Source organism: Streptococcus orisratti DSM 15617 (assembly GCF_000380105.1).
Lineage (GTDB): Bacteria > Bacillota > Bacilli > Lactobacillales > Streptococcaceae > Streptococcus > Streptococcus orisratti.
On record NZ_KB904537.1, the window covers coordinates 15670 to 27759 of the forward strand.

The 12090-nt window shown below is 41.2% G+C and carries 13 protein-coding genes, 1 other RNA gene and 1 pseudogene; 4 read left to right on the forward strand and 11 right to left on the reverse strand.

Annotated features, from left to right (window positions below; genetic code table 11):
* The 11 genes and pseudogenes from A3I7_RS0112015 to tgt form a co-directional block, all read right to left on the reverse strand.
* On the reverse strand, window positions 1-303 hold the full coding sequence (locus A3I7_RS0112015) for a YlxQ-related RNA-binding protein (protein WP_018376980.1): 303 nt from the start codon (window positions 301-303) through the stop codon (window positions 1-3).
* Entirely contained in the window at window positions 296-592 is a 297-nt protein-coding gene (gene rnpM / locus A3I7_RS0112020) for an RNase P modulator RnpM (RefSeq protein ID WP_018376981.1), read from the reverse strand. The genes A3I7_RS0112015 and rnpM overlap by 8 nt, the downstream gene beginning before the upstream one ends.
* A gap of 26 nt (window positions 593-618) precedes the next feature.
* Complete coding sequence (gene nusA / locus A3I7_RS0112025) at window positions 619-1812, reverse strand: transcription termination factor NusA (RefSeq protein WP_018376982.1); 1194 nt, start codon at window positions 1810-1812, stop codon at window positions 619-621.
* A 48-nt stretch (window positions 1813-1860) separates the two neighbouring features.
* Window positions 1861-2340 (reverse strand): ribosome maturation factor RimP, encoded by a 480-nt coding sequence (gene rimP, locus A3I7_RS0112030; protein WP_026217254.1) that lies wholly within the window; start codon window positions 2338-2340, stop codon window positions 1861-1863.
* Window positions 2341-2748: 408 nt separating this feature from the next.
* Complete coding sequence (locus A3I7_RS0112035) at window positions 2749-4098, reverse strand: glucose-6-phosphate isomerase (protein ID WP_018376984.1); 1350 nt, start codon at window positions 4096-4098, stop codon at window positions 2749-2751.
* Window positions 4099-4231: 133 nt separating this feature from the next.
* Window positions 4232-4317: signal recognition particle sRNA small type (gene ffs, locus A3I7_RS13885), an RNA gene on the reverse strand.
* A 22-nt stretch (window positions 4318-4339) separates the two neighbouring features.
* Window positions 4340-4861, reverse strand: coding sequence for a tRNA adenosine(34) deaminase TadA (tadA, locus tag A3I7_RS0112040; RefSeq protein ID WP_018376985.1), 522 nt, complete (start codon window positions 4859-4861; stop codon window positions 4340-4342).
* The gene (locus tag A3I7_RS0112045; RefSeq protein WP_018376986.1) at window positions 4861-5637 is read right to left on the reverse strand and encodes an MBL fold metallo-hydrolase; all 777 of its coding nucleotides are present in this window, start codon (window positions 5635-5637) and stop codon (window positions 4861-4863) included. Before A3I7_RS0112045 ends, tadA begins: the two co-directional genes overlap by 1 nt.
* Window positions 5638-5670: 33 nt before the next feature.
* Window positions 5671-6327, reverse strand: coding sequence for a uridine kinase family protein (locus A3I7_RS0112050; RefSeq protein ID WP_018376987.1), 657 nt, complete (start codon window positions 6325-6327; stop codon window positions 5671-5673).
* A gap of 7 nt (window positions 6328-6334) precedes the next feature.
* Window positions 6335-6766: pseudogene (locus A3I7_RS13325) on the reverse strand (NUDIX domain-containing protein); the annotation flags it as partial.
* Window positions 6767-6964: 198 nt separating this feature from the next.
* Entirely contained in the window at window positions 6965-8107 is a 1143-nt protein-coding gene (gene tgt / locus A3I7_RS0112060; RefSeq protein ID WP_018376988.1) for a tRNA guanosine(34) transglycosylase Tgt, read from the reverse strand.
* A 207-nt stretch (window positions 8108-8314) separates the two neighbouring features.
* On the opposite strand from tgt, the gene A3I7_RS0112065 reads away from it, so the two are divergent.
* From A3I7_RS0112065 to A3I7_RS0112080, 4 genes are all read left to right on the forward strand, one after another.
* On the forward strand, window positions 8315-9091 hold the full coding sequence (locus tag A3I7_RS0112065) for a DUF975 family protein (RefSeq protein ID WP_018376989.1): 777 nt from the start codon (window positions 8315-8317) through the stop codon (window positions 9089-9091).
* Between the two features lie 109 nt (window positions 9092-9200).
* Window positions 9201-9815, forward strand: coding sequence for a peptide deformylase (def, locus tag A3I7_RS0112070; RefSeq protein WP_018376990.1), 615 nt, complete (start codon window positions 9201-9203; stop codon window positions 9813-9815).
* 638 nt (window positions 9816-10453) lie between these two features.
* On the forward strand, window positions 10454-11500 hold the full coding sequence (locus tag A3I7_RS0112075) for a S66 family peptidase (protein ID WP_018376991.1): 1047 nt from the start codon (window positions 10454-10456) through the stop codon (window positions 11498-11500).
* A gap of 2 nt (window positions 11501-11502) precedes the next feature.
* Window positions 11503-12060, forward strand: a complete 558-nt coding sequence (locus A3I7_RS0112080; RefSeq protein WP_018376992.1) for a DUF6630 family protein — start codon at window positions 11503-11505, stop codon at window positions 12058-12060.
* Window positions 12061-12090 lie beyond the last annotated feature (30 nt).

Genomic DNA, 12090 nt, shown 5'->3' on the forward strand with positions numbered 1-12090 from the left:
TTATTCCATAAGAGTCCTCATTTTCTTTGAAAATCCAGTGTCTGCAATGGCAATAACCTTACGCGGTTTCCCTAATGCAGCACTTAATTCCAGCGTATCAAACACTGTGGAGACTTCTACTTTGTAATATTTACTTTTATCAGTTATTTTCTTGGTCAAATTCGGTCCAGCATCATGAGCTAGAAAAATAAGTTGTGCTTTTCTAGATTGAATAGTTTTGATAACTAATTCTTCACCAGAGATTACTTTTCCTGCCCTTTGTGCTAGACCAATTAGATTTGACAATTTCTCACGGTTATTCAAGACCTAACTCTCTTCTTTTAACTTTGTGATCCACATAAGCAATCAATTCATCATAAAATTCCTCTGGAACATCCATTGAAAAACTGCGATTGAATACTTTCTTTTTCTTTGCCTGAAGAGCTTCATCGTTGTCCAACTTAATGTAGGCACCACGGCCATTTTTCTTGCCAGTCGGGTCAATGAAAATTTCCCCTTCTTTATTTTTAACTATACGAAGAAGGTCGCGCTTATCAATCACTTCTCCCGAAACAACTGATTTCCTTAAAGGTATTTTACGTGTTTTAGCCATGAAACACCTCTTTTCTTCTAATTTTATTATTCAGCTTCTGTACCAAAAGCTTCGGCTGCCGCTGCTAAGTCAGCATCAACTACAGATTCTTCTACTTCTGCCGGTGAAAGAGCCGTGGCTGCTTCGCGCTCTGTTTCAAGTGCCTCGTACTCAGAAGCAGACTTGATGTCAATACGGTAGCCAGTTAAGTGAGCCGCCAAACGAACATTTTGTCCACGACGTCCAATAGCCAGCGATAATTTATTATCAGGAACAACAACAGTTGCTCTTCTGCTATCTTCATCATCAAAGAGAACCATATCAACTTCCGCAGGAGCAATAGCATTATAGATAAACTCTGCTGGATCTTCTACCCATTGAATAACATCAATGTTTTCTTCGACAGGTACTTCAACACCAGCTTTAGCATCATATCGTTTTGGATGGAATTTGCTAATAACTTTCTTGATATTTGAACCACCGCGTCCAACGATAGTACCGATAGCATCGACATTTGGATTGTGAGAACGTACAGCAACCTTGGTACGATCACCAGCTTCACGGGATACGCTCATGATTTCCACTGTGCCATCGAAAACTTCTGGAATTTCTTGTTCCATGATACGTTTGATAAATTCTGGATGGCTACGGCTAACGAAGACATTGACCCCTTTAGGATTATTTTCAACCTTGTACACATAAACTTCAATACGGTCATGAGATTTCCACGTTTCACCAGGAATTTGGTCTTGGTGAGAAAGCTGCGCTTCTAAAGAACCAAGGTTAACGTAGATAAAACGTTGGTCAAAACGTTCTACCGTACCAGTCATGATTTCACCCTCATGTTGTTTGTACTCATTATAAGTGACTTCGCGCATTTGACGGCGCATTTTTTCCATGATAGTTTGCTTGGCAGACTGCGCAGCAACTCGACCAAACTCTCTCACAGACTCTTCAAAGCGAATTTTATCACCAAGTTCGTAGGCGGAGCTGATTTTCAAGGCATCTGATAGGCTAATTTCCAAGCGGCTATCAAAAACTTCTTCGACAACCTCACGTACAGTGAAAACTTGAAAATCACCTGTCTTTTCATTGAACTCAATGGCACAAGACTCAGATTGACCATAGCGACGTTTATAAGCTGATTTTAGTGATTCTTTTACGGCATCAATGATGTCGTCTTTATTGATGTGTTTTTCTTCTTCCAAAATACGGAAGGCTTCTAGCATTTCTTTGCTCATAGTGTTGTGTCCTAGGGACAATTCCTTTCCTAAAATTTAATTCTTAACTTATAGCTTAACTGCCATACGGGCTTTAGCCACTGTTTCATAGGGAATATGGACTGTTTTGTGACGCGTCTTATCCAAGTAATCAATCGCCAAAGTCTTCCCATCAAATGATTTCAAATCACCTTCAAAAATTTTCACTTTATCAATAGCCTTATAAAGACTCACGTTAATATAAGAGCCTACAGCATTCCCCAAAGCTTCCTTTGTTTTTAAAGGGCGCTCTAATCCTGGACTTGAAACTTCCAGCATATACTGTTCAGGAAATGGATCAGGCTCGATGGTATCTAGCAATGGACTGATAAGTTCTGTGAGAACGACAGTATCTTCTACAGTAATCCCCTCAGGCTTATCCACTAAAATACTTAGAACATAGTCTCCACCCAATTTTTCATACTCAACATCAACCAACTCAAATGGCGCTTCAATCACTGGTGCTACCACCTCTGTGACGATGTCAATGATATTATTTTTTGCGATAATTCTCCCCTCCTTCAACTTCAGCAACAATATCAACCTCTCCCTTGATGCTCTTGCCAAGTCATTAAATAAAATACACACAAGAGGCGAAGATACTTCTCCGCCCCTTTCTTGTATTATTTACTATTATTGTAACATAAATTTATCAGAATGCAAGAATTCTGCTTGTTTTCATAAAAAATAATCTAGTCATGGGAATAACAAGTCAATGAAACTCAAATAGGCTATCTTCAATCATCTAGGAGATAGCCGAAAATTGCTCATATCGACAATGTGTAGCTAGAACCTTGCTATTTTCATTTTCAGCTAGTACGCTTTAAGTCTCTTACTCATCACATTAAGTCAACAAGGTCTGGGGTTAATTTCGAAAAGTAAAAGAAGAGGCTGTCTACTCCAGCCCCTTACATTTTATTACAGACGTGCATTCAACTCTGCTGAAAGTTCTTCGTAACCTGGTTTGCCAAGAAGAGCAAACATATTACGTTTATAGGCTTCCACACCTGGTTGGTCAAATGGATTAACAGCATTGAGATAGCCTGATAAACCAATTGCTAATTCAAAGAAGTAGATAACATAACCTAGCGTAAATTCATCTTGCTCTGGAAGGGTTACAAACATGTTTGGAACACCACCATCTGTATGTGCTAGAAGCACACCGTCTGTTGCTTTTTTGTTAACAAAGTCAACGTCTTTTCCTTGAAGGTAACCAAGTCCGTCAAGATCTTCAGCAAGTTCAGGAATAATCACATTTTTACGCGGCTTTTCAACACGTACAACTGTTTCGAAAAGATTACGGTATCCTTCTTGGATAAATTGACCAAGAGAATGGAGATCTGTTGAGAAGTTAGCAGAAGTTGGATAGATACCTTTTTGGTCTTTTCCTTCTGACTCACCCGCCAATTGTTTCCACCATTCACCGAAATATTGAAGTGATGGTTCATAGTTAGCTAAAATTTCAGTTATGTAACCTTTACGGTAAAGAACATTACGAACCGCAGCATATTGGTAAGCAATATTTTCGGAAATTTTATCTGAAGTCAACTCCTTGCGGGCAGAGTTTGCACCTTCCATCAATTTTGTAATATCAGCACCAGATGCTGCAATTGGAAGAAGACCTACTGCAGTAAGCACTGAAAAACGTCCACCTACGTTATCTGGCACAACAAAAGTATCCCAACCATTAGCGTCAGCTTCAACTTTAACAGCCCCTTTAACTTTATCAGTTGTTGCATAGATACGTTTATTTGCTTCTTCTTGGCCATATTTTTTAACCAAAAGTTCTTTAAACACGCGGAAAGCAATGGCTGGCTCAGTTGTTGTTCCTGATTTAGAAATCACGTTTACTGAGAATTCTTTGTCTTGTACATAATCAACAAGGTCAGCAAGGTAAGTTGATGAAATTGAGTTACCTGCATAAAGGATTTGAGGTGCTTTACGCTTGTCTGCTGATTGCAGATTTGCAAAGTGATTGTTCAAGAAATCAATAGCTGCACGAGCACCAAGGTAAGAACCACCAATACCGATAACAACAAGAACTTCACTATCAGACTGGATCTTTGCAGCCGCTTTTTGAATACGTGCAAACTCTTCTTTGTCATAATTTTCAGGAAGTTCAAGCCATCCCAAGAAATCAGAACCAGGTCCAGTTCCCTCACGAAGTAATTTATCAGCTTCTGTCACTTGCCCTTGTAAGTAATCAATCTCATGTTGACCTACAAATTCACCTAATACTTTAGAATAATCAAATTTAATATGTGTCATTGAGTTTTATATCCTCCATAAATTCTATCCCTTTTATGATACCCTTTTATCAGCTTTTTTTCAATGATTTTGAGATAAAATTCGCAAAAAAATATGACATATATTTTCCGAAATAAGTGACATATTTTCTGAAAAAGAAAAAGAGCACACGCTCGAGATCGCTTAGGGCTGCTGGATTCCTCCCCTGACCCACTTCACGCACGAACGTTGCTCCATAAAACATTATAACACAATTTGCTCATTATGCAAGCGGAGAGATTGACTCTTCTTGCGCTGCTTGTTTGGCCAGTTTTTTTCGTTTGCGGCTCTGGCGGAAGAAAGTTTGCATAATAGCTGCGCAATCTTCTTCAAGTACACCTTGCTCCACAAGCACACGGTGGTTAAGCCGTTCGTCAGTGAGGATATCATAGAGACTGCCCGCTCCACCAAATTTTTGATTGGCTGCACCGTAAATGACTTGAGGGATGCGAGCTAATCCAATAGCACCGCTGCACATCACACAGGGCTCGATGGTGACAAAAAGTGTCGCATCCAGCAAGCGCCAATTCCCTTCTGCAACATTAGCTTCATTAATGGCCATGATCTCAGCATGCATAATCGCCTGATTCAGTTCCTCACGCGCATTATGCCCGCGGCCGATAATCTGACCATCCTTAACAATAACACAACCTATGGGAATTTCTTCTTTTTGCAGGGAAATTTGAGCTTCTTTCAGAGCTTCTGTCATGAAAAATTCTTTTTCTTCCTGAGTGAAGTCTGCCATCAGCAGTCACCAATTTCCCATGATTTATGGGGGGCAGCCAATTCCACAGGAATACCGCCTGAGTAAACTTCCGTTTGACTTCTTAAGACTTCCAGATGATTGTCTGGAGCAATACCTGCTGGCGGTACTGGCGGCATATGGGTCAGAACTAGTCTCTTAACCCCTGCCTGACGGGCAATCTGACCCGCTTCCTTGCTTGTTAAGTGGGCGATATGATTTTCATTTCCTTCATAAAGATAGACATCTGCTAAAAAGAGGTCAGCGCCTGCGGCAAATTCATCCAAGCCATCAAAATAACCCGTATCACCTGTGAAAACAAAGACCTGTCCTGTCGCACGCTCAATAATACGAAAAGCATAACAGGGCACTGGGTGGACCGTTTTCACAAAAGTGATGTCAAAGGGGCCAATCTGCTGACCTTGACTGACATCATACGCAAGACCTTGCGACACCCCCTCAAGAGTCAGTTTGCTGAATTCATAAGGATCTTCGTCATGTCCATAAATCGGCAGAACCTTAGGCTCCCAGAGATGTTTGGGATAAAGTTGAAAATAATGACGCAAGACACCAAGGTCGGCTACATGATCGGGATGATAGTGGGAAATAATGGCCGCATCCAATTCCAGAGGACTGATTTCTTTTTCGAGTTCATTAAGGGCGCGGCTTCCTGCATCAATCAAAAGCTGAAAGCCATCCTTGCCTGTCAGCAGATAGGAAGTTGTCCCCTCATCTTGATAGGGATAGGCTCCCCAGCAGCCCAATGTTGTTAATTTCATAGCAAACACCTTCTTTTGATTTTTCTGTTTTTATTATAACAAATTTCCTAATTCATCAGGAAGTGAAGACTGCTTTTCAAGGATAAAATCGTCGCCTGACTGGCAAATAAGTAGATCAGCTGCTTCCTGATAAGGTTTATAGTAATTTTCATACTGCTTTCGACGTGCCTTATGAGTTACTTTAATCCATTCAGGATGACGTTTTCTGATACTGGTATCACGTGCCAAACGCCGTGCCAACTCAGTTTCATCGTCTGTATAAAAGCAGATAGACAAATCAAATAAATGCTCTGGTAAAAAAGCTGCTGACATCCCTTCAATTAGTAAAATCGGTTTTTGTCCTGACAAGCGTTGACTGGGTGCCCAAGGTTCATCAATGGTGAGAATATCCATCCCCGAAGATAAGGCTATAATATCACGTTTCAGGCTACTAAGTTCATGAGCCAAAGGAAGACAAGCCGTCACCTTCTGGTCTGGGCAATCTTTAACAGTTACCAAATCACGATATTCCCCTGAGATAATATAAGGATCTGTTTCCAACAGATTAACCTGACTTTGCTCCAAGAGATGATACAAATCCATAGCAAATCTGGATTTTCCAGAAGCCCCATGTCCATAAATACGAATACAGTGATGCTTGCCATCTGAAAGATAGGTCACAAGAGCTTGCAGTAAATTTTTTCTTAACATTTAACACCCCCAATCTAAATTTTTGAGCAAAAAGCTCACCTAAAATGAGCTGATACTGAGCATTTACAACAGGTCATTTCGCTACTTCTTCCTGAAAAATAGCCAAGCTCCAAAGTTTCCTCGTTGTGAAAATAGCTCATATCATAGTCTCTCAAAGCTTTGACTTCATTAGCAAGCCCAATGGTTTGAGCAACATCTCCGTTAGGATAGGAATCCTCAAAATTCGTATAAACATTGAGAAGGCATAAAGATTCAATCTCTATCCCAGACTCCCCACGAAATTCACGAACAAATGTATCTCCCGAACTTCCGCCAAGTTCCATACAACCACCAATAAAGTCCAAAATTCCCTTATCGGCACGTTTCTGCAACAAAACACGTCCTTTTTCATCTACTAAATGCCTACTGTAAAAACCAGGAATATCTTGTCATGACCCATCTTATACTCTTCGAAAATCAAAATTATCCGTTGTCAACTTGCCTTGATGAACTCAAGTTCTATCGTCGGCTTCGTTTCCTAGGCTACTTTTGATTTTCATTGAGTATTAGAACGAATGTAGGAAATATAAGCCTGAACCATCTTCTCCTCATCATCACCAATATAGAAAAGCAGCCGACACTACGACTGCTCCACATTTTAAAAATTACGTTTGTTACTATTGTAGCCATAACGTTCAACAAAATCTTCACGAAATTCAAGTAAATTGTCATCCAAGATGGCTTGCCGAACTTTTTTCATGAGGTTTACTAAGAAATACAGATTGTGGTAGCTAGTCAAGCGTAGGCCAAAGGTTTCGTCCGCCTTGAGCAGATGACGGATGTAAGCCCGTGTGTAGTTTTGACAAGTGTAGCAATCACAATCGTGGTCAAGTGGGGTAAAGTCTTCTGCAAATTGGGCATTTTTAACCACCAAACGTCCTTGTGAAGTCATGCAGGTCCCATTCCTAGCAATACGTGTTGGAAGAACACAGTCAAACATATCGACACCACGGATAACCCCATCAATCAAGCTATCAGGAGCACCAACCCCCATAAGATAACGAGGTTTATTTTCTGGTAGCATCGGCACCGTGAAATCCAGCACAGCATTCATTTCCTCGTGGCTTTCTCCAACAGCTAAGCCACCGATAGAGTAACCTGGAAAATCCAGCCCGACCAAATCTTGGGCCGACTGGCGACGCAAGTCTTCAAAACCAGCTCCCTGCACAATCCCAAAAAGGCCTTGATCATTCGGACGACGGTGAGCTCTGAGTCCTCGTTCAGCCCAGCGACTAGTGCGTTCGATAGATTTTTTTACATAATCATAAGGCTGGTAAAACTGTGGACATTCATCAAAAGACATCATGATGTCTGATCCTAGATTATTTTGAATGGAAATAGCCTTCTCTGGTGATAAAAACATTTTAGCACCGTTAAGATGGTTCTTGAAAGTCACCCCTTCTTCGGTAATATTGCGGCTATCTGCTAGAGAATACACCTGGAAACCACCACTATCTGTCAGAATGGCTTGATCCCAATTCATGAATTTGTGCAAGCCTCCTGCACGTGCAATGAGCTCATCACCTGGACGCAACCAAAGGTGATAAGTGTTTGATAGAATAATCCCTGACCCCATTTCTTTGAGTTCTTCGGGTGACTGTGTTTTGACAGTTGCTTGAGTCCCCACAGGCATAAACATGGGTGTTGGGAAGGTCCCGTGTGGGGTAATGATTTCCCCTAGACGAGCCCCTGTGTGTTTTTCTTTTTTAATTAAGCGATACTTAATCGGATAATCTGACATTTGTGATATAACTCCTTATACTTCAGGAAAAACAGTCCTGAGTTCTTGATCCGCCTTAAGAGGGGCAACATAAAAAACTATCTGTCACTTTTTGTCCCAATCTCAGGTTGTTAACCTTTTTGATTTTACCAAAAAATATGCTGAATGTCATTAGCTTATCCCGAATGTGATATAATGTTCCTATATATTTTCGACTAAGGAGAACACATGCGCGCTTATCAATTCCGTGAACAAGCTCGAAACCTGTTAAAAATTCTGTCTGGCAAGTATGCACTCTTTTTTCTGCCTAGCTTTCTATCAATTTTTTCAATCTATCTGACTTTACGTGAAACCTTGCTCAATATAGAAGGAACTAGCATCTCAGTCAGTGCCCGCATTTTCCCTTTACTTATTAGCCTACTTGTGACCCTCTTTAGCTTGTCTGCGGGCTACACTGTCTTGGAGGTCATCCGAGGAAGGCAGCGACAAGTTAGTTTTTCCGACAGTAATCTTACCTTTTCTAGCGAGATTTTCTGGAAACTGCTGGCCACCTTAATGCTACGTTGGCTTTATCTTCTTCCGTGGTCTCTGACTTGGAGGTTGGGAGATTATTTAATCCAGCTGGGTAGTCATTCAGTCGTTCTAAATTCTAATCATATGGATTCTTTTTCCCTTGCCTTGATTGTTCTGGGTGGGCTACTTTACCTTCTCGGACTCTTTCTTGTTATTGTAAAACAGTATAGCTATACTCTAGCTGGCTACCTACTCTACGATCATTTATTGGAGGGCAATTATCCTGGTGCCGCTAAGCTTTTGGCTGAAAGTCACCGCTTGATGAAAGGATATCGCTGGAAACTTTTCTGCTTAGAAATCAGCTTTATCGGTTGGTATATCTTGTCTGGTCTAACTCTGGGCTTGCTCAATTTTTACGTTCTACCTTATACAACAACAACTCATGTTCTTTTTTACGAACATCGTTTACAGTTAGAAAAAGACGAAAAATAACGACAAACTCATTTGTTATTTTATCCTCAGACTGACGATTCCTTTGCTTTCCTTCAACTCTGATTTGTGATATGATTAGGGTATATGAATAGAATGAAAGAAGGTTATTATGTCTGTACAAAGTAAACTGATTAAACCCAGTCATCTAATTGACATGGATGATATTATTCGGGAAGGAAACCCAACATTACGCGCTGTGGCTGCTGATGTAACTTTTCCCTTATCTGACGAGGACATCATTCTCGGTGAAAAAATGATGCAATTCTTAAAAAACTCCCAAGATCCTGTTATGGCTGAAAAAATGGGATTGCGTGGCGGTGTTGGCTTGGCAGCTCCACAACTGGACATTTCAAAACGCATTATTGCTGTCCTTGTACCAAACCCTGAAGATGAGGAAGGCAATCCACCTAAAGAGGCCTATAGTCTCCAAGAAGTCATGTATAATCCTAAAGTGGTTGCCCACTCTGTGCAAGATGCTGCGCTAGCTGATGGCGAAGGGTGCCTCTCCGTTGACCGTCTGGTCGAAGGGTATGTCGTTCGTCATTCCCGTGTTACTGTTGAATATTTCGACAAAAACGGTGATAAACATAAAATCAAACTTAAAGGCTACAATTCCATCGTTGTCCAACACGAAATTGACCATACCAATGGCATCATGTTCTACGACCGTATCAATGAGAAAAATCCATTTGCCATCAAAGAAGGCATGCTAATTATTGAGTAAGCAATTAAGTTTTCTATAAGAAAACGTTAAGTCTCAGTTAAGTTAGCTCAGCTATACTATAACCATCCTAGCAATAGGACTCCTAAAAACTTTTCTTTTTCATAAATCTCCTAGAGAGGACGTTGAGCAACCAACGTCCTTTCGTTTTGATTTTTAACTTAGAGACTTATGATCTTGTCTTTTAATCCGAGGCGTGACAATAACTTTACTGCTAAAAATACTAAAGGCAGTCGCCATAGTGGGGTATCTAACTACTACTAGCTTTAGAATTATTTTGCATCCTTACATCACAGCATCTGTAATCTGTACTTGAAGTTGAGGAAGTAGAAAGTGAGGTCATAAAAGACAAGCAAAAAAACATTTTTATTGTCATTTGCCTAAACTCTTAACCTTATGTTATACTCAATGAAAATCAAAATAGACTAATTTCAACAGTCTGGGGGAGACCGTTAAATTGGAGATAGGGAAACCTAGTTCGTATCATTAGTATATAGAATAAGCCCTGCTACTCTCTAGCTTTCAGCTGACAGGTGGTTAAAATTCACTGGAACTTAACACTTATCAAATCAAGTGAACGACGTCTGATTTTGATTTTCGAAATTATTAACTGTATCAATTAGAAGAATGGAGGTTTTGCTATGATTAAAACTGTTGGGATTGTGAGTCTATCCAGTGGTATCATTGGTGAGGAGTTTGTTAAGCACGAGGTGGACTTGGGTGTGCAGCGGTTGAAGGACTTGGGATTGGAGATCACTTTTCTACCGCATGCACAAAAGGGGCTAGACTATGTTAAGGAACACCCTGAAGCGCGGGCGCAAGATTTGATTGCGGCTTTTGCGGATGACAGCATTGACATGATTTTGTGTGCGATTGGCGGGGATGACACTTATCGCTTGTTGCCTTACCTTTTTGACAACGACCAGCTGAAACAGGCGGTCAAGCAAAAAATATTCCTTGGTTTTTCAGATACAACCATGAACCACCTCATGTTGCACAAGCTGGGAGTCAAAACCTTTTACGGTCAATCTTTTCTGGCAGATGTTTGTGAGTTGGACACAGAAATGCTGCCTTACAGCCTGCACTACTTTAAAGAGCTGATTGAGATAGGGAAAATTTCAGAAATTAGACCAAGTGAGGTCTGGTATGAGGAACGCACTGACTTTAGTGAGAAGGCTCTGGGAACACCGCGCATCAGCCATACTAATAGTGACTTTGAACTTCTGCAAGGAGCAGCTCAATTTGAGGGCGAAATTTTGGGCGGCTGCTTGGAGTCACTCTATGATATTTTTGACAATTCTAGATATGAGGACACTACCACTCTCTGTGAACAGTACCAGCTCTTTCCTAGCTTATCTGACTGGGAAGGGAAAATTCTGCTTCTAGAAACTAGCGAGGAAAAACCAGCGCCAGCCTTGTACCGACAAATGCTACAAGCCTTAAAGGCTACGGGGATTTTTGAAGTCGTGAGTGGTCTTCTGGTCGGCAAACCTATGGACGAGACTTATACTAGCGACTATAAAGAAGCCCTGTTGGAAATTGTCGGCGATGACCTGCCTATCCTTTTCAACCTCAATGTTGGTCACGCGACACCAAGGGCCATCGTACCTTTCGGCGTGCACGCGTATGTGGATGCGACCAAGCAGGTGATTAGGTTTGATTATAAAAGGCGAGCTCTAGGAGGATAACCATGGGACTATTTGATTTTTGGAAAAAGAAACCTCAGGAGGCGGCAAGTTCAAAGAGAATTGACCAAGAGATCTATAGGAAAATAGCAGAGTTGCTCACAAAAGACCCGACTATTCTTTCTAACTTAGAACTGTGTTTCGCATCTCCACAGCGCTACTTGGATAAATACGCTGAGCGCTATGACGAGCGCGGCATTGGCAGTCAGGATAGTGAAGCCACCATCGTCTGGCTGGGATTGACAGATGAACTTTTGGCAGGAGAGCAAATCATTGAGCTAGATTGGCAGGCAGAGTTACCAGACTTCCTGATGTCAATCAAAATTCTGGCAGACAGATACCAACTCAGTTTAGAGACTGACTGGTTCAAGGAGGAAGACAGCATTCCTGTCTGGTGTCACACCTTGGATGACAAATGGGCCGAACTGGGCTTTTGCGTGGGAGCCATGGCCATTGACAGCGACAGCTATGTGATGTTCGTCTGCCCAAGTGAGACACTGCGAAAGCTCATGACGCTAGGGCAAAAAATCAATCAGCGCTTTGATTTAGCCGAAAAGATGTGAGAAAATCAAAACCACCCGTCAAACGGGTGG